Annotated in this window: 18 protein-coding genes; 3 read left to right on the top strand and 15 right to left on the bottom strand. The window is 65.3% G+C overall.

Annotated features, from left to right (window positions below; translation table 11 throughout):
• Positions 1-92: 92 nt before the first annotated feature.
• From parC to rpoZ, 11 genes are all read right to left on the bottom strand, one after another.
• Entirely contained in the window at positions 93-2,348 is a 2,256-nt protein-coding gene (gene parC, locus AB5K84_RS20910) for a DNA topoisomerase IV subunit A (RefSeq protein ID WP_011087818.1), read from the bottom strand.
• A 61-nt stretch (positions 2,349-2,409) separates the two neighbouring features.
• Positions 2,410-2,694 carry a hypothetical protein gene (locus tag AB5K84_RS20905; protein ID WP_028171610.1) on the bottom strand — a complete coding sequence of 95 codons (285 nt, stop codon included), beginning with the start codon at positions 2,692-2,694 and terminating at the stop codon, positions 2,410-2,412.
• Between the two features lie 100 nt (positions 2,695-2,794).
• Positions 2,795-3,547, bottom strand: a complete 753-nt coding sequence (gene recO, locus AB5K84_RS20900) for a DNA repair protein RecO (protein ID WP_011087819.1) — start codon at positions 3,545-3,547, stop codon at positions 2,795-2,797.
• 137 nt (positions 3,548-3,684) lie between these two features.
• Positions 3,685-4,065, bottom strand: coding sequence for a hypothetical protein (locus AB5K84_RS20895; protein WP_011087820.1), 381 nt, complete (start codon positions 4,063-4,065; stop codon positions 3,685-3,687).
• Between the two features lie 21 nt (positions 4,066-4,086).
• The gene (gene era, locus AB5K84_RS20890; RefSeq protein WP_011087821.1) at positions 4,087-5,013 is read right to left on the bottom strand and encodes a GTPase Era; all 927 of its coding nucleotides are present in this window, start codon (positions 5,011-5,013) and stop codon (positions 4,087-4,089) included.
• Positions 5,003-5,824, bottom strand: coding sequence for a ribonuclease III (gene rnc, locus AB5K84_RS20885; protein WP_011087822.1), 822 nt, complete (start codon positions 5,822-5,824; stop codon positions 5,003-5,005). The genes era and rnc overlap by 11 nt, the downstream gene beginning before the upstream one ends.
• Positions 5,821-6,585 (bottom strand): signal peptidase I, encoded by a 765-nt coding sequence (lepB, locus tag AB5K84_RS20880; protein WP_011087823.1) that lies wholly within the window; start codon positions 6,583-6,585, stop codon positions 5,821-5,823. Before lepB ends, rnc begins: the two co-directional genes overlap by 4 nt.
• Positions 6,586-6,834: 249 nt before the next feature.
• The gene (gene acpS, locus AB5K84_RS20875) at positions 6,835-7,254 is read right to left on the bottom strand and encodes a holo-ACP synthase (RefSeq protein ID WP_011087824.1); all 420 of its coding nucleotides are present in this window, start codon (positions 7,252-7,254) and stop codon (positions 6,835-6,837) included.
• Positions 7,251-8,003 (bottom strand): pyridoxine 5'-phosphate synthase, encoded by a 753-nt coding sequence (locus AB5K84_RS20870; RefSeq protein WP_011087825.1) that lies wholly within the window; start codon positions 8,001-8,003, stop codon positions 7,251-7,253. The genes acpS and AB5K84_RS20870 overlap by 4 nt, the downstream gene beginning before the upstream one ends.
• Positions 8,004-8,047: 44 nt before the next feature.
• Complete coding sequence (locus tag AB5K84_RS20865) at positions 8,048-10,336, bottom strand: RelA/SpoT family protein (RefSeq protein ID WP_011087826.1); 2,289 nt, start codon at positions 10,334-10,336, stop codon at positions 8,048-8,050.
• Between the two features lie 209 nt (positions 10,337-10,545).
• Positions 10,546-10,938 carry a DNA-directed RNA polymerase subunit omega gene (gene rpoZ / locus AB5K84_RS20860; protein ID WP_008133017.1) on the bottom strand — a complete coding sequence of 131 codons (393 nt, stop codon included), beginning with the start codon at positions 10,936-10,938 and terminating at the stop codon, positions 10,546-10,548.
• A 326-nt stretch (positions 10,939-11,264) separates the two neighbouring features.
• Between rpoZ and AB5K84_RS20855 the strand changes: the two genes are divergently transcribed.
• Both AB5K84_RS20855 and AB5K84_RS20850 read left to right on the top strand, forming a co-directional pair.
• The gene (locus tag AB5K84_RS20855; protein ID WP_011087827.1) at positions 11,265-11,909 is read left to right on the top strand and encodes a LabA-like NYN domain-containing protein; all 645 of its coding nucleotides are present in this window, start codon (positions 11,265-11,267) and stop codon (positions 11,907-11,909) included.
• The gene (locus AB5K84_RS20850; RefSeq protein WP_011087828.1) at positions 11,890-12,564 is read left to right on the top strand and encodes a uracil-DNA glycosylase; all 675 of its coding nucleotides are present in this window, start codon (positions 11,890-11,892) and stop codon (positions 12,562-12,564) included. The genes AB5K84_RS20855 and AB5K84_RS20850 overlap by 20 nt, the downstream gene beginning before the upstream one ends.
• An 8-nt stretch (positions 12,565-12,572) precedes the next feature.
• On the opposite strand, the gene AB5K84_RS20845 is transcribed toward AB5K84_RS20850, so the two are convergent.
• The 4 genes from AB5K84_RS20845 to dapA are packed head-to-tail and all read right to left on the bottom strand — an operon-like array spanning position 12,573 to position 15,056.
• A complete protein-coding gene (locus tag AB5K84_RS20845) occupies positions 12,573-13,154 on the bottom strand; it encodes a peroxiredoxin (RefSeq protein ID WP_011087829.1) in 582 nt (193 codons plus the stop codon).
• A 4-nt stretch (positions 13,155-13,158) separates the two neighbouring features.
• Positions 13,159-13,632, bottom strand: coding sequence for an SsrA-binding protein SmpB (gene smpB / locus AB5K84_RS20840; protein ID WP_011087830.1), 474 nt, complete (start codon positions 13,630-13,632; stop codon positions 13,159-13,161).
• A gap of 59 nt (positions 13,633-13,691) precedes the next feature.
• Positions 13,692-14,108: a large conductance mechanosensitive channel protein MscL gene (gene mscL / locus AB5K84_RS20835; protein ID WP_027547170.1), complete on the bottom strand. Its 417-nt coding sequence runs from the start codon at positions 14,106-14,108 to the stop codon at positions 13,692-13,694.
• Between the two features lie 57 nt (positions 14,109-14,165).
• Positions 14,166-15,056 (bottom strand): 4-hydroxy-tetrahydrodipicolinate synthase, encoded by an 891-nt coding sequence (dapA, locus tag AB5K84_RS20830; protein ID WP_028171604.1) that lies wholly within the window; start codon positions 15,054-15,056, stop codon positions 14,166-14,168.
• Positions 15,057-15,337: 281 nt separating this feature from the next.
• Here dapA and AB5K84_RS20825 point away from each other — a divergent pair, with 281 nt between their 5' ends.
• Complete coding sequence (locus AB5K84_RS20825) at positions 15,338-17,749, top strand: lytic transglycosylase domain-containing protein (RefSeq protein WP_038966353.1); 2,412 nt, start codon at positions 15,338-15,340, stop codon at positions 17,747-17,749.
• The last annotated feature ends 34 nt before the right edge of the window (positions 17,750-17,783 follow it).

Genomic DNA, 17,783 nt, shown 5'->3' with positions numbered 1-17,783 from the left:
AGACGATTGTGGTTCGGCCGAGAGGCTGCGGCGTACTGGATGCCCCGCCTTCGCGGGGCATGACACGGCGTTGTAGCAGGCAGTCGCAGCCCCTACTCGATCCCCCGGCCGAACTTGTTCGATTTCGGGAAACCCTTCGGCGGCAGGCGGCCGGCGTCGGCGCGGGTGCCCTGCCACTCCGCGAGCTCCTTCATGGTCGCGGAGAATTCGCGGCCCGCGGAGTCCTTCCAGGTCAGGCCGGCCTTGGCGTCGAACACGACGACGTCGGAGAGACCGCCGTCCTTGTACTTCTGCAAGCGGACGCCGCGGCCGCGGGCCATCTCCGGGATCTGGTCGAGCGGGAACACCAGCATCTTGCGGTTCTCGCCGATGACCGCGACGGTGTCGCCGACCACCTCGGTGACCGTGCGTGCCTCGTTCGGCATGTCGACGTTGAGGACCTGCTTGCCCTTCTTGGTAGTGCCGACGCAATCGTCCTCGTTGACGACAAAGCCCTGACCCTCGTGGCTCGCGACCAGGAATTTGCGTCCACCCTTGTTGACGAACAGCGCGACGGGCGCCGCCTCCTGCTCGAGGTCGATGAACAGGCGGATCGGCTCGCCGTGACCGCGGCCGCCCGGAAGTTTCGCGACATCGAGCGAGTAGAACTTGCCGTTGGTGGCGAACAGCAGCAGCTTCGAGGTCGTCTCCGCGAAGAACGCGAAGCCGAGCCTGTCGTCCTGCTTGAAGGCAAGGCCCGAGAGATCCTCGACATGCCCCTTCATGGTGCGGATCCAGCCCTTGTCGGACACGACGACCGTCACCGGCTCGCGCTCGACGAAGGCCTCCTCGATCGCGGCGAGATCGTGCTCGGGCGCATCGGCAAAGGTGGTGCGGCGCTTGCCGAGCGGCGTCTTCGGCCCGAACATGTCGCGGACCTTGCCGACCTGCTCGCCGACCTTCTTCCACTGCTCGGCTTCCGAGGCGAGCACCGCATTGATGCCCTTGAGCTCGTTGCGGAGGTTCTTATCCTCGGTGCGGATCTCCATTTCCTCGAGCTTGCGCAACGAGCGGAGCCGCATGTTGAGGATGGCCTCAGCCTGCACCTCGGTGAGCTTGAACGCCTTCATCAGCGCCGGCTTCGGCTCATCCTCGGTGCGGATGATCTTGATCACCTTGTCGATGTTCAGATAGGCGATCAGGAAGCCGCCGAGAACTTCCAGTCGATGCTCGATCTGCGCCTTGCGGTAGTTGCTGCGCCGGATCAGGACGTCGCGCAGATGGTCGAGCCATTCGCGCAGGCACTCCGCGAGCCCCACGACCTTGGGGATGCGGCCCTTGATCAGCACGTTGAGGTTCAGCGGAATCTTGTTTTCCAGCTCGGTCAGCCGGAACAGCGATTCCATCATCAGCGCCGGATCGACGTTCTTCGACTTCGGCTCGATCACGATGCGGACGTCTTCGGCCGACTCGTCCCTGACATCGCCGACCAGCGGCAGCTTCTTCTGATCCTGAAGCTCGGCGATCTTCTCGATCAGGCGCGACTTCTGCACCAGAAAGGGGATCTCGGTGACGACGACGACCCAGGTGCCGCGTGCGCCCTCTTCCTGCTCCCACCTGGCGCGGACGCGGAACGAGCCGCGGCCGGTCGTGTAGGCCTCCGCGATCGCCTGCTTGGAATCGACGCAGATGCCGCCGGTCGGAAAGTCCGGGCCCTTCACCCACTTCAGCAGCGCCTTGGATTTCGCGTCGGGCTTCTCGATCAGATGCAGCGCCGCGTCGCAGAGCTCGGCGGCATTGTGCGGCGGGATCGAGGTCGCCATGCCGACCGCGATGCCCTGCGCGCCGTTGGCGAGCAGGTTCGGGAAGCCGCCGGGCAGGACGATCGGCTCCTTCGACTGGCCGTCGTAATTGGGACGGAATTCAACGCCGTCCTCGTCGATGCCCTCGAGCAGAAGCCGCGCGACATCGGTCATGCGCGCTTCGGTGTAGCGGTAGGCGGCGGGGTTATCGCCGTCGATATTGCCGAAATTGCCTTGGCCGTCGACCAGCGGGTAGCGCGAGGAGAAATCCTGCGCGAGCCGCACCATGGCGTCGTAGATCGCCTGGTCGCCATGCGGATGGAACGAGCCCATCACGTCGCCGACGATCTTGGCGGATTTCTTGAAGGCCGTGCCGGGGTCGAGCCTGAGCAGGCGCATGCCGTAGAGGATGCGCCGGTGCACCGGCTTCAGGCCATCGCGTGCGTCCGGCAGCGCGCGGTGCATGATGGTGGAGAGCGCATAGGCGAGATAGCGCTCTTCCAGCGCCTCACGCAGCGGCACCTCATGGATTTCGGCCGGTTCCGGCGGAATCAATCGTTTTCCCATGCCGCCCGGTTAAACCGTGGAAGCGAATCGGGCAAGGATGGATTGGTTCCCTGTGGGCGGCTTACTGCCCCGCCCAGCCGGCGGTCACGGTCTGGGTGGCCTGGCGATTTTGGGCCTGTGTGGTGGTCGGCGCGTTGGTCAGGCAGCGCCGGGCAGTCTCGATCTCTGCTTCCGTCGCGCCCTTGGACCGGGCCCATGCCTCTGCGGCTGCTGCCGAATATTTGGCTACATAGAACCTGACGACCGTGCAGGAGGCACGGCGAACCAGTCCTGTTTGCTCGCCTGCGAGGGCGTCCGGCGCCAGCGCAATCAGCGCTGCCGACACAATAAGTCCCTTAATCAGCATCAGGTTTATCCCCGGGTTGGAACCCCACGGGCCAATCCAGGAAACCCGATTTGGTTCCGGGACATGCCATCTGATCAGACAATACAGAGGCGCGCTGACGTCATGGCGCCGGGATCGCCGCCCTCGCCTGCTGCCGCGTCAAGGCATTGATGAAGCCGGCCCGCGCGTCGGAATGGACCTGCCCGCGCGGCTCCAGCACGTGGCGCAGCAGGAACAATCCGGTCAGCCGAAAACCGTCCTGAAGATCCTGGTCGGTGAGCTCGGTCGCGGTTTCGCCGTGGCGCAGGAACGGCGGCAGGCGCAGCAGCCGGTCGCGCCATGGCTCGCCCGCGCCGCGCGACACCGCGCCGCCGGATTTCGGCGAAACGTAGATAAGGTCCGTGGTCTCCCCGGTCACCGCGCAGTTGTCCAGCGCGAGCCCGAAGCCGAGCTCGGCGAGCATCGCCAGCTCGAAATGGATCACGTGTACGGCCGCGCTGCCGATGTCGTCGAAATCGTCGAGCGAATGTTCGAGCAGCCCGAATATCTCCTCGTGCGGATCGCGCTCGGGAAGGAGCCGCGCGATCGAGGCGAGATGGGTGACGCCGTAGACGCCGTGGGACGAGGCCAGCAGCGTGGCCGCACGCAGCTTCAGGCCCTCGACCGCGTAGGTGCCGAGATGCTCGTCGAGCCGCGCCCGCCACACCGCGCTAACGCTGTTGCCCGGTTGCAGCAAGGGCCGCATCCGCGAGCCGGCACCGCCGCGCACGAGACCGAGATGGCGGCCGTGCGCGCGCGTCAGCAGTTCGACGATGGCGCTGCTCTCGCCATGCCGCCGCACCCCCAGCACGATGCCTTCGTCGGTCCATTCCATTGAAGGGACTCTAGCATTTTGAGCGACCGTCGGGTGGCCAAAGCGAAGCGCGCCCACCAATTTTGATCCACCGCGATCGTGGTGGGCACGGCGCGCAAGGGCGCACCTTTACCCACCCTACGGCACCGCGCAAAACCTCACGCGTTGAACCAGCCCTGCGCGTCGCCGCTGAAGGAGAAATACAGGCCCATCGTGGTCAGCACGCAGGAGACGATCTCGATGGCGCTGTCGAGCTCCATGCCCTTCTCGCCGATGATCTGGCCGAGCGAGATCACCGACAGCACCAGGGCTGCGGCCAGCACCCAGCGCGGCCAGTTCTTGCGCCAATGCGCAGCCAGCCAGACGAAATAGACCAGCAGCAGGATCATGCCGCCGGCGAGCAGGGTCGCCGTCATGATCATCTGCTCGGTCATCTCGGCATTGGGCGTGCGGTCCTGCACCGCAACCGACAGCGCATCCAGCATCAACGACGCATAGAGCAGCGCTTCGAAGCGCCGGACGTTCGTGGGCACGCTCATCGGATACCGATCTGTTCTTGCTTATTCTTTGGGAAATTCCAGGCCCATCTCGCGATAGCGATCGGGATCGTCGCCCCAGTTCTCGCGCACCTTGACGAACAGGAACAGGTGCACCGGCACGCCGAGGATCTCGCTAATCTCCTTGCGCGAGTCCGCGCCGATCGACTTGATGGTGGCGCCGCCCTTGCCGAGCACGATCTTGCGCTGGCTTTCGCGCTCGACGAAGATCGTCTGCTCGATGCGCACCGACTTGTCCTTGCGCTCCTCCCACTTGTCGGTCTCGACCGTGGACTGGTAGGGCAATTCCTGGTGCAGCTTGCGATAGATCTTTTCGCGCGTGATCTCGGCCGCCAAGTGCCGCATCGGCGCGTCCGACATCTGGTCCTCGGGATAGAGGAACGGCCCCGGCGGCACCATCTCGGCAAGCGTCGAGCGGAGGTCGTCGACGCCGTCGCCGGAGATTGCCGCGATCATGAAGGTCTTGGCGAACGGCATGCGCTCGTTGGCCGCCTGCGCCAGCGCCAGCAGCTTCTCGCGCTGGACCAGGTCGACCTTGTTGATCACCAGGATCTTGTCGTGATTGACGCTTGCCGCCTTGGCGAGGATCGCCTCGGCCTCCTCGTCGATGCCGGTCTTGGCGTCGAGCAGCACGCAGACGAGATCAGCGTCGTGCGCCCCGCTCCAGGCGGTCGAGACCATGGCGCGGTCGAGCCTGCGCTTCGGCGAGAAGATGCCGGGCGTGTCGACCAGGATGATCTGCGCGTTGTTCTCGATGACGATGCCGCGGATCAGCGCGCGCGTGGTCTGCACCTTGCGCGAGACGATCGTGACCTTGGCGCCGACCAGCGCGTTGACCAGCGTGGACTTGCCGACATTCGGTGCGCCGATCAGCGCAACGAAGCCGCAGCGCGTCGCGGCGGGCGCCTCGCCGCTTGCTTCAACCGTCATTGCCGCCGCCAACACCTTCACGTTCGATCATCACCGAGGCCGCCACCTTCTCTGCCGCGCGCTTGCTGCCGCCGATACCTTCCGCCGGCGCCAGTCCCGGCAGGTCCACCGCGACGCGGAACTGCGGATCGTGATGCGGGCCGGTGCGCTCGACCTCGCGGTAAACAGGCGTCGGCAGGCCCTTCCCCTGCGCCCATTCCTGGAGCACGGTCTTGGGATCGCGCAACGGACGCCGCGGCTTGTGCATGCGCTCGGTCCAGTTGCGCTTGACGAATTCGGCCGCCGCCGCATGGCCGCCGTCGAGGAAGATGGCGCCGATCACGGCTTCGCAGATGTCGCCGAGCACGCTCTTGCGCAGGCGGGCGTCGGCGCTGGGGCCGACCGAACCGAGCTTGATGTCGTCGAGCAGCCCGAGCGACTTGGCGACGTCGGCACAGCTCTCCTTGCGCACGAGTTCGGCAAGGCGCTTGGACAGCTCGCCTTCGTCGGCGTTCGGGAAGGCGTGGTAGAGCATGTCGGACACGACGAGCCCGAGCACGTGGTCGCCGAGGAATTCCAGCCGCTGATAGCTGTCGCCGCGCTTGCGCCCGGATTTCAGCGCCGAGACATGCGTGATCCCCTGCATCAGCAGGTTCGGGTCGGCGAAGCTGTGGCCGATGCGCGCCTCAAGCGCCGCGTTCGCATCCGTGCCCTTGGCCTTGCTGCTCCGCGCCCGCTTCTTCTTGGCAGGCGTCTTGGTCACAGCTTCGCCGTCAGGAGCGGCTTGCGCTTCGGTCGGCTGGGTCGTGATGTCCTTGGCTTCGTCTTTCATCGGACGATTTTGAAGAAGCGATTCCAGCGCACCGCCCACGGCCAGCGCCAGAACATCCAGGCATGCTCGCCTTCGGCGATGGAGAAGAAGATCATCTGGGCTCGGCCGATCAAATTCTCCTGCGGCACGTAGCCGACCTGGCCGAGGAAGCGGCTGTCGGTGGAATTGTCGCGATTGTCGCCCATCATGAAGAAATGGCCGGCCGGCACGGTGTAGACGTTGGTGGTGTCCATGTAGCCGTTGTCGGCGCAGTCCAGCGTCTCATAGGACACGCCGTTCGGCAGCGTTTCCTTCCAGCGCTTCACCCGGGAGATGCCGCCGCCTTCGGAGCCGCACGGATCCTCGCCGACATATTCGCTCATGCGCTGCCGCTCGACCGGGGTGTCGTTGATGTAGAGCAGCCCGTCCTTCATCTGGACGCGGTCGCCGGGAAGCCCGATCACGCGCTTGATGTAGTCGGTGGAATCGTCCTTCGGCAAGCGAAACACGACGATGTCGCCGCGGTTCGGGTCCGAGCCCCAGAGCCGCCCCGAGAACAGCGGCGGCGAGAACGGGATCGAGTAGTGGCTATAGCCGTAGGAATATTTCGAGACGAACAGATAGTCGCCGACCAGCAGCGTCGCCTTCATCGAGCCGGACGGGATGTTGAAGGGCTGGAACAGAAAGGTGCGGATCACGAGCGCGATCAGGAGAGCGTGGATCACGACCCGGATCGTTTCGCCGACGCCGCTTTCAGTTTTCGTTCCCGAAGTCACGCTCATTGCTCTCTCAATTCCGGCCGGCGGTCACAGAGCGCCCTCCTCCCGCGAACAGCCCATCGCTTCGCGGCCCAAGGAGATTGTCCTGATTCTGATAATGAGGGCCAATTCCGGCGTAAAGCCGAATTCGCCCAGCCTGATTTGCGTCCGCGGACTTTTAGACGGTTGTCGGAGGCCACGCAATCAAGGATCGCATCAAAACTGCATAAGATATTGATTCTTAACAAGAATTATAAAATGACCTGGGAACGGTCAGGACTTGGCCAGCGGAACGGCCGAAATGATGACGAAGGCCTGTGCGAGCGGCCAGTCATCGGTAATCGACACGTCGATCCGCGCCTCGAAGCCATCCGGCGTCAGGGCCTGGAGCCGGGCCAGAGCGCCGCCGGTCAGCTGCATGGTCGGCCGTCCACCCGGCAGGTTGACCACCCCCATGTCGCGCCACCAGACGCCGCGCCTGATCCCGGTGCCGAGCGCCTTCGAGCAGGCCTCCTTGGCGGCAAAGCGCTTGGCGTAGGTCGCCACCACCATCTTCTCGTTCTTGGCGCGCCGCTCCGCCTTGGCCCGCTCGGCCGCGGTGAAGATGCGGTCGAGAAAGCGTTCGCCATGGCGCTCGATCACCTTGCCGACGCGGGTGATGTCGATCAGGTCGGAGCCGATGCCGATGATCATGCCCGGCTCCGGCCGCGGTCCATCGCAGCGCGCATGCTGCGCACCGTCTCGGCGAGACCGACGAACAGCGCCTCGCCGATCATGTAGTAGCCGATATTGAGCTCCATGATGTCGGGCAGAGCTGCGATCGTCTCCGCCGTCGCATAGTCGAGCCCGTGGCCGGCGTGAACCTCCAGCCCCGCGTCCTTCGCCAGCTTCGCACCCGCCACGATCCGCTTCCACTCTGCGTCGGCCTTCTCGGTGTGGCCGTCGACGACGGCATCGCACCAGGCGCCGGTGTGGATCTCGATCACGGGCGCGCGCAGCCGCGCCGCCATCTCGATCTGCGCGGGGTCCGCGGCGATGAACAGCGAGACGCGGATTCCGGCATCGTTCAGCCGGGCGATGTAGGGCGCGAGCGCATTGTGCTGGCCGACGACATCCAGTCCGCCCTCGGTCGTCACCTCCTGCCGGCGCTCCGGCACGAGGCACACCGCGTGCGGCCTGGTGGCGAGCGAGATGCGCATCATGTCGTCGGTCGCCGCCATCTCGAAATTGAGCGGCTTGGAGATCTCGGCCTTCAGCCGCGCCATGTCCTCGTCGCGGATATGGCGGCGATCCTCGCGCAGATGCGCGGTGATGCCGTCGGCGCCGGCCTCGATCGCCAGCAGGGCGGCGCGCACCGGATCGGGATTGCGGCCGCCGCGCGCGTTACGCAGGGTCGCGACATGGTCGACATTGACGCCGAGGCGGAGCGGAGAAGCGGGCATTGCAAGGCTCACAAATTCGAAGGACAGGCGAATACGAAAGACGCCTATCCATTAACACGTTCGACGCGGGCGACGACCGCCTTCGCGCGCAACTGGGCCAGGATCGCGCTCAGGTGCTTCAGGTCGTAGACTTCGAGATCGATCGTCGTCTCCGTGAAGTCCGGAGAGCGGCGCTGCATGCTGATGTTGTCGATGTTGCCGTCGTGCTCGGCGATCACGGTCGCGATCTGCGCGAGCGCGCCGGGCTCGTTGACGTTCTCGACCCTGATGCGGGCCGGGAAGCGCTGCGGCGCGGTGTCCTCGATGTCCCAGCGCACGTCGAGCCAGCGCTCGGGCTCCTCCTCGAAATCCTTCAGCGCCGGCGCCTGGATCGGGTAGATGGTGATGCCCTCGCCCGGCGTGACGATGCCGACGATGCGGTCGCCGGGTACCGCGCCGCCGTTCGGCGCGAACTTCACCGGCAGGTCGGAATTGATGCCGCGGATCGGGATCGCGACCGGGGTTCGCGGCGGCTCGGAGACCACCTTCTCCTTGAGCTTGGCGGCGAGCCCCTTCTTGATGCCGTAGCGGGCGACGCGCTCCTCCTTGTAGTCGGGATACATCGCTCGCGCGACGTGGGAGGCCTTGATCTCGCCGCGCCCCACAGCCGCCATGACGTCCTCGATCGAGGTGCGCGCAAGCCGCGGCAGCGCACCCTTGAGCTTGTCGTCGGCGTATTCGATCTTGGCGCGCTCGAACAGGCGCTCGACGATGCGCCGGCCGAGACCGACATATTGGTCGCGCACGGCGGTGCGCGTGGCGCGGCGGATCGCGGCGCGCGCCTTGCCGGTGACCGCGAGCGTCTCCCAGGCGGACGGCGGCGCCGATTGCGCCTCCGAGGTCAGCACCTCGACCTCGTCGCCGTTCTGGAGCTCCGAGGACAGCGGCGAAAACTTGCCGTTGATCTTGCAGCCCACCGCGCTGTTGCCGACGTCGGTATGCACCGCATAGGCAAAGTCGATGACGTTGGCGTGGCGCGGCAGCGCGATCAGCTTGCCCTTCGGGGTGAAGCAGAACACCTGGTCGTGGAACAGCTCGAGCTTGGTGTGCTCGAGGAATTCCTCGGGGTTGGCACTCTCCGAGAGGATTCCGACGGTGTGCCGCAGCCAGGCGAACGCGTTGGATTCGCGCTTGAGGAATTCGGTCGGCGAGCCCGCGCCTTCCTTGTAGAACACGTGCGCGGCGATACCGCGCTCGGCGATCTGGTCCATCGCCTCGGTACGGATCTGGAGCTCGGCGCGCTGGTTGCCCGGACCGATCACGGTGGTGTGGATCGAGCGGTAGTCGTTCTGCTTCGGCGTCGAGATGTAGTCCTTGAAACGCCCCGGCACGACCGGCCAGGTGGTGTGGACGATGCCGAGCGCGCGGTAGCAGGCCTCGATGTCGTTCACGACGACGCGGAAGCCGAAGATGTCGGACAATTGCTCGAAGCCGACCGATTTGCGCTCCATCTTGGTCCAGATCGAGAACGGCTTCTTGCGGCGGCCATAAACCCGCGCGCCAAGGCCGCGGTGGCGCAGATTGTTGGAGAGCTGGGCCTCGATCTCGCCGATCAGATTGCGGTTGCGCTCGGCGAGCGCGTCGAGCCGCTGCATCACCACCGAATAGGCCTCGGGGTCGAGCGTGCGGAAGGACAGGTCCTCAAGCTCCTCGCGCATTTCCTGCATGCCCATGCGGCCCGCGAGCGGCGCGTAGATGTCGAGGGTCTCCTCGGCAATGCGCCTGCGCGATTCCGGCGGCACGAATTCCAGCGTGCGCATGTTGTGCAGGCGGTCGGCGAGCTTCACCAGGAGAACGCGAACATCGTCGGCAATCGCCAGCAACAATTTGCGCAGGTTCTCGGCCTGCTTGGCCTCGCGCGACACCAGCTCCAGCCGCTTCAGCTTGGTCAGGCCCTCGACCAGCGCGCCGATCTCGGGTCCGAAGATCTGGTCGATCTCGGCCCGCGTCGCTTCGGTGTCCTCGATCGTGTCGTGCAGCAGCGCGGCCACGATGGTGGCGTCGTCGAGCTTCAGGTCGGTGAGAATCGCCGCCACTTCGAGCGGATGCGAGAAATACGGATCGCCCGAGGCCCGCGTCTGCGAGCCGTGCGCCTTCATGGCGTAGACATAGGCGCGGTTCAGCAGATCTTCGTTGGTGTTGGGATTGTAGGACCTGACGCGCTCGACGAGGTCATATTGACGCATCATGCGCGCACGCGGCTTGGCCGGGCGCGCCACCGGCGCAGTCGGGGCCACGGCAACCGATTCGGTTGCGGCCTGCATCTGCGTTGATCTGCGGCGTCGATACACCATGCCGTCCTGCCTTCAAACGGACCTCAAGGCGGCCCGTTGTATACATCTTAGCTCCGATCCGACGCGCGTCCGATCAATTCGGTGACAGGTGCGCGGCGCGAACCGGCAACACTATGGTAACCACGAAAACGCCAACAAAAGCAAAGGCCCGAACGCAGGTTCGGGCCTCTGATAAGATCACAAGAATTCGGCGATTGCGACGGGACGATCTACTCGTCTTCCTCGGGCTGCTCTTCCGGCGGCGCGAGGCCTTCGAGGCCCTTCAGGAGCTCCTCTTCGGTCATGCGCTCAACGGCAACTTCGGTATCGTCCGCATCGACGCTGGCGCCGGCGGAACCGATCAGCGGCACCGTATCCGGCTCGGGCTCGTCGACCTCGACGAACTTCTGGAGCGAGTGCACCAGCTCCTCGCGGAGGTCCTCCGGCGAGATGGTCGTGTCGGCAATTTCACGCAAAGACACAACAGGGTTCTTGTCGTTATCGCGGTCAACCGTTAGTTGTGAACCCGACGAAATCATGCGGGCACGGTGGGCGGCCAGCAGGACCAGGTCAAACCGGTTATCGACCTTGTCGATGCAATCTTCTACGGTGACGCGAGCCATGGACTGTCGCTCCGTTGTGGGTGGGACGAAATATGTGGATGATTGGGGCTAGTTATAGGGGCCAAGACAATTTCGCAAGGCCAATTTGTGATTTGGCCTCGCCAAATGGCTCTGCTACCCCCACATTGGGGCTGGGATGGGCGATTTCCAGGGCTGCCACCGAGGGCGGCCCCGGGTGTTTGAGAGTTCGCCATAACTATACCTTGATTGCCCCGACTTCTCCGGATTTGCGGTTTCGACGGGTTTCGGCGGCACTCTAGAACTGCGCGGCGTGCTGCCGCGCCAACAATAAACGATCAATCACGAGCACTTCGCGAGCAAACTGAATGTCACCTTCTCCTACCAACAAGATCGCGCTCTTCATCGACGGGGCCAATCTCTACGCGACGGCGAAAACACTGGGCTTCGACATCGACTACAAGCGCCTGCTGAAGGAGTTTCAGAGCCGCGGGACGCTGTTGCGGGCTTTCTACTACACCGCCATCATCGAGGATCAGGAGTACTCCTCGATCCGCCCGCTGATCGACTGGCTGGACTACAACGGCTACACCGTCGTCACCAAGGCGACCAAGGAGTTCATCGACGCCTCCGGCCGCCGCAAGGTCAAGGGCAACATGGACATCGAGCTCGCCGTGGACGCGATGGAGCTCGCCGAGCACATCGACCAGATGGTGCTGTTCTCCGGTGACGGCGACTTCCGCTCCCTGGTCGAGGCCGTCCAGCGCCGCGGCGTGCGGGTCACGGTGGTCTCGACCATCGCCAGCCAGCCGCCGATGATCGCCGACGAGCTGCGCCGCCAGGCCGACGTCTTCACCGACCTCGTCGAGCTGCAATCCAAGCTCGGCCGCGACCCGTCCGAACGCCCCGCGCCGCGCGATCGTGGCGAGCGCGAGGCCCGCCACCACGCCCCGCAATTCCTCCAGCGCGCGACCACGATGGCCCCGAGGGGCGATGACGACTTTGAGGAGTGAGGCGGCCCGGTCAGGCCGCCAGCCCCCCACCCTCGTCCCCGACCGTGACTGTCCGCTCTGTCCGCGCCTGGTCGCCTTTCGCGAGGCGAATCGCGCGCGCGAGCCGTCGTGGCATAACGCCCCGGTCGCCCCCTTCGGGGACGTCAAGGCGCGTCTCCTGATCGTCGGCCTCGCGCCGGGCATGCAGGGCGCCAACCGCACCGGCCGTCCCTTCACCGGCGACTATGCCGGCGACCTGCTCTACGCCACGCTGCTCGAATACGGCTTTGCCAAGGGCGCCTATCAGGCGCGGCCCGATGACGGGCTGAAGCTGGTCGACTGCCGCATCGCCAATGCGGTGCATTGCGTTCCGCCGCAGAACAAGCCGCTGCCCGCCGAGATCAACACCTGCCGCCAGTTTCTCGCGGCGAATCTGGCGACGATGCCGAACCTGCGCGCGATCGTCGCGCTCGGGCGGATTGCGCACGACACCGTGCTCAAGCCGCTGAATCTGAAGGGCTCGCAAGCCCCTTTCGGCCACGGCGCGGTGCACCAGGCCGGCGCGTTCAGGCTCTACGACAGCTATCACTGCTCGCGTTACAACACGAACACCGGCGTGCTGACGCCGGACATGTTCCGGTCCGTGTTCTCGAAGGTGAAGGCCGACCTCGACTAGCCCTTGGACTAGTCTTTGACGGGATTGGCCTTCAGCCAGTCCAGGACATCGCCGGCGTTCCGGTCGGGCGGAAACACCGGATAGAACACCTTCGTGATCTTGGCGTCGTCGATGATCAGCGCGAGGCGCTTGATCAGCATCAGACCTGCGACCTCCATGGTCGGCAGTTTGAGGGCGCGCGCTAGCGCCAGCTTCTCGTCCGACAGCACCGGAAACGGCAGATGCAGGCGCGAGGCCATCTCGGTCTGGTATTCGTTGCTCTGGGTCGAGAGGCCGAACACGTGGGCGGCGCCGGCGGCCTTCAGCTCGGCAAACAGATCGCGAAACGCGCAGGTCTGCGGCGTGCAGCCGCGCGCGCCCGGGATCATGTCCCAATCGTCGACCAGCGAGATCTTGCCAGGCTCGCCGGTGCGGGGATAGGCGAACACCACGGTTCGGCCGGGGAGCGCCGACAGCATCACTGATGTGTCGTCGGTCGCGAGCAGGCCGATCGCGGGCAGCGTCATGCCCGGCAGATGCGCGGCGCCGCCATCATCGGCCGGCGCCGGAATCTGGCTCCAGTCGACCTCGAGCAGGTTCTTCTGATTCATCCCGCTATCCCCTCGCCCGCAGCAGGCGCCCCTTCTCCCGGCTCCAGTCGCGCTTCTTCTCGGTCTCGCGCTTGTCGTGCAGCTTCTTGCCCTTTGCAACCGCCAGCTGCAGCTTGGCGCGGCCGCGCTCGTTGAAGTAGAGCTTGAGCGGGATCAGCGTCATGCCCTCGCGGTCCACCGCGCCGATCAGCTTGTTGATCTGCCGGCGATGGAGCAGCAGCTTTCGCGGCCGTTTGGGCTCGTGGTTGAAGCGGTTGCCCTGGAGGTATTCGGGAATGGTGGCGTTGATCAGCCAGATCTCGCCGTTCTTCGAATCGGCGTAGGATTCCGCGATCGTGCTCTTGCCGTTGCGGATCGACTTGACCTCGGTGCCGGTCAGCGCAATGCCCGCCTCGATCGTATCCTCGATCGCATAGTTGAAGCGGGCCTTGCGATTTTCCGCCATGACCTTGATCGGTCGTTCGTTCTTATCGGCCATGGCAGACAAACCTGAGTGAGATACGCGCGAACGCTAACAGTTTGGACGAAGCGTACGCGTCAAGACTTCTTGAGGAGATCGCGGATCTCGGTCAGCAGCTCGACCTCGGCCGACGGCTTCGGCGGAGCGGCCGGTGCCGCCTCTTCCTTGCGCTTCAGGGTGTTGATGGCGCGGATCACCAGGAACAGCACGAAGGCAATGATGATGAAGTTGATCGTCAGCGTGAGGAAGCTGCCCCAAGCCAAGACCGCGCCTTGCTTTTTAGCATCCGCTAAGTTGGTGGCGGTGACCGCCTTCGACAAGGGGGTGAAGTAGTTCGAGAAGTCGAGGCCGCCGGTGACTGCGCCGATCAACGGCATGATCACGTCGCCGACCAGCGAAGTGACGATGGCGCCGAAGGCCGCGCCGATGATGACGCCGACCGCGAGATCGACGACGTTGCCCTTCATGGCGAATTCGCGGAACTCCTTGAGCATCCGCCTGCCCTTTTCATCGACCCCGCTCATGAAAGGCTCCCCGGAAAGGTTACCGCGTCAGTTGATCAGGCCAGCGTGAACCATGGCGCTGCGCACGGCAACGCGCGTCGGCTCGGTCACCGGCACCATCGGCAGCCGCAGCGTCTCGTCAAGCTTGCCGAGCAGCGACATCGCGTACTTGATCGGCGCCGGATTGCTCTCGATGAAGAGGTTGTTGTGCAGCGGCATCAGCTTGTCGTGCAGCTTCAGCGCGGTGGCGTGATCGCCCTTCTGCCAGGCGGTGTGGAACTCCGAGCACAGGCGCGGTGCGACGTTCGAGGTCACCGAGATGCAGCCGTGGCCGCCATGGGCCATGTAGCCGAGGATGGTCGCATCCTCGCCCGAGAGCTGGTTGAAGTCCTCGCCCATCGCGGCACGCTGCTGCGACACGCGGACCATGCTGGCGGTGGCGTCCTTGACGCCGGCGATGTTCTTCAGCTCCCACAGCCGCTTCATGGTGTCGACCGACATGTCGATCACCGAGCGCGGCGGGATGTTGTAAATGATGATTGGAATCCCGATCGCATCGTTGATCGCCTTGAAGTGCTGGTACATCCCTTCCTGGGTCGGCTTGTTGTAGTAAGGCGTCACCACCAGCACGGCGTCCGCGCCCGCCTTCTCGGCGTGCTGGGCCAGCTCGATCGCCTCCTTGGTCGAGTTGGAGCCGGCACCGGCAACCACGGGCACGCGGCCCTTGGCCTCCTCGATGCACCACTCGACGACCTTCTTGTGCTCGTCATGGCTGAGCGTCGGGCTCTCGCCTGTCGTGCCGACCGGGACCAGTCCGTTGGTGCCCTCGGAAATCTGCCAGTTGACCAGGGAGCGGAACGCTGCCTCGTCGAGCGAGCCGTTCTTGAACGGCGTGACCAAGGCGGTGAACGACCCCCGGAATTTCGTCTTGGCTGCCATGGACTTCCTCCGTACGCGGCGAGTTTTGAGAGCAAGCCCCATTCATATCGGGTCTATCCCGCCGGTAAAAGGGCCGCTCCCGTGCGACGCACCGTTTAGGCCGCGATTTTGCCGCGGTGATGGTGCAAACCCGCCCGAGGTAAGCGGCTGTTGGTATTTTGTCCGCATATTCAATCAAATTCAGCTAGATCTTGAGCCACTTGACTGATTCGGGGCGACGAAACGCCGTGACCTCATTTCCTCGTGCCACATGGCGATCCACCGGTCTGGTCGTGTGCCTGATGGCAGGGCTGTCTGTCGGCTGCGCCGCCTGGGCCAAGTCCAATGAGACACCTGCGGAAGGGGCCAAGGACACTGCGAAGCCAGCCGCCAAGGACGCCGCGAAGGGATCCGGCAAAGGATCGGCCAAGGAAACAGCTAAGGAAACCACCAAGGGAACCGGCAAGGACACAGCGAAGGGCGCAAGCAAGGGGGCGGCTGGCGCCCCGGCCAAGGATGCCGCGAAGAAACCAGCCCAGAATGCCGGCAAGGACGCTGGCAAGGAACCCGCCAAGGACCCCGCCAAGAACAAGCCCAAGCCTGCGGCAGCGGCGCCGGCGCCAAAATCGCAGCCGACCGCCACCGGCTCTCCCCCCAAAGCGGCACCCGCGCCGGCCGCAACGGCCACCGTCAGACCCGCTGCCCCTCCGGCCGCCAAACCGATCGCAGCTCCTGTGCTGGCGCCCGCGACCCGCCAGCACGCGGCACCTCGCAGGCCGGTGACGCCGGCCGCGATCGCTGCGACCTCGTCGACGTCGCAAGCCGACAAGGACACGCTGGAGAGCGTCATCGAACTCGTGCGCAAGCGCAAGGCGGGCGACGCCACCAACGCCGCCGCCACGATCTCGGATCCCGTCGCGCGAAAGCTCGCGGAATGGATCATCCTGCGCAGCGAGGACAATGGCGCGACCGTCGAGCGCTATCGCGCCTTCCTCTCCGCCAATCCGAGCTGGCCGTCGCAGACCTTCCTGCGCCGCCGCCTCGAGGCTGCGATGTGGGACGACAGGCGCGACGATTCAGTTGCGTGGTCGTGGTTCGAGAACGAATCCCCGGTGTCCGCGAAGGGCCGCTTCACGCTCGCCAAGGCGATGCTGGCGCGCGGCGACCGCGCCAATGCCGAGCGGCTGGTGCGCGAGGCCTGGCGCAGCGATCCGATGTCGGAGGACACCGAGAACAACGCGCTCGACCAGTTCGGCGCCCTGCTGACGCCGGGCGATCAGAAGGCGCGGATGGACACCCTGCTCTACGGCAGCGAAAACGAGGCCGCGCTGCGCGCCGCAAAACGCCTCGGCGCCGGCTATGTCGCGCTGGCCAAGGCCCGCATCGCCTCGGTCAAGAAGGCGCCGAACACGCGTGCCCTGCTCGAGGCCGTGCCGCGCGAGCTGCACAATGACCCCGGTTTCCTCTTCAGCAAGATCCAGCTGCTGCGCCGCGAGGAGAAGTTTGCCGAGGCCGCCCAGCTCATGCTGTCGGCGCCGAAGGATCCGAACCGGCTCTACAATCTCGACGAATGGTGGATCGAGCGGCGCCTGCTCGCGCGCAAGATGATCGACACCGAGGAGTTCCGCAGCGCCTATCTGATCGCGCGCGACGCGGCGCTGCCCTCGCGCGACATCTACAAGACCGAGCAGGAGTTCACGGCAGGCTGGATCGCGCTGCGCTTTCTCAACGATCCGGCGACCGCCACCCAGCATTTTGCCCGCATCGGCGTCGGCAGCGTCAATCCGACCACGCTGGCGCGCGCCGGCTATTGGCAGGGCCGCGCGGCGGAAGCGGCGGGCCGCCAGCAGGAGGCGCGCAACGCCTATGCGCGGGCTGCCGAACAATCCACGAGCTATTACGGCCAGCTCGCACGCGCAAAACTCGGCCTGCCGCAGATCGAGCTCAACAGCCAGCCGCGCGGGCGCGGCGCTGAACGGCTGGAGATCGTGCGCGCGGCGCAACTGCTCTACGAGCTCGACGAGCGCGAGATGGCCGTGCCCATGCTCGCCGACATGGGCGAGAACGGCGATCCCGAGGCGCTGACCGGCCTCGGCGAGCTGACCCAGCGCTACAGCGATGCGCGCGGCATGCTGCTGGTCGGCAAGGCCGCGCTCAACCGCGGCCTTCCGTTCGATTTTTACGCCTATCCCGTCAACGGCATTCCGCAATTCACGCCGATCGGCCCCGAGGTCGAGCGCAGCATCGTCTACGCCATCGCCCGGCAGGAGAGCGCGTTCAATCCCTCGGTGGTCTCGCCGGCGCAGGCCTACGGGCTGATGCAGGTGACGCCGGATGCCGCACGCTATGTCTGCAAGCGGCATGGCGCGACCTACGATCTGGGGCGGCTGAAGAACGATTCGGCCTACAACGCCACGCTCGGCTCGGCCGAGCTCGGTGGGCTGCTCGAGGATTATCGCGGCTCCTACATCATGACGTTTGCCGCCTACAATGCCGGCCGCGGCAGCGTGAAGAAGTGGGTCGACCGCTACGGCGATCCGCGCGATCCCAAGGTCGATGCGGTCGACTGGGTCGAGCTCATTCCGTTCTCCGAGACGCGCAATTACGTGCAGCGGATCATGGAGAACCTTCAGGTCTACCGCGCCCGCTTCGGCGGCGGCACGCGGTTGCAGATCGAGGCCGACCTGCGCCGCGGCGCCGGCAGCGTGGAATAGAGACGGCCCTCCTCTCGATTCGCTGGCGGGAGCA

This window comes from Bradyrhizobium sp. 1200_D9_N1_1, from assembly GCF_052075915.1.
Lineage (GTDB): Bacteria > Pseudomonadota > Alphaproteobacteria > Rhizobiales > Xanthobacteraceae > Bradyrhizobium > Bradyrhizobium diazoefficiens.
Note: the sequence above shows the minus strand (reverse complement) of the source record. Positions and strands in the feature narration are given on the sequence as shown.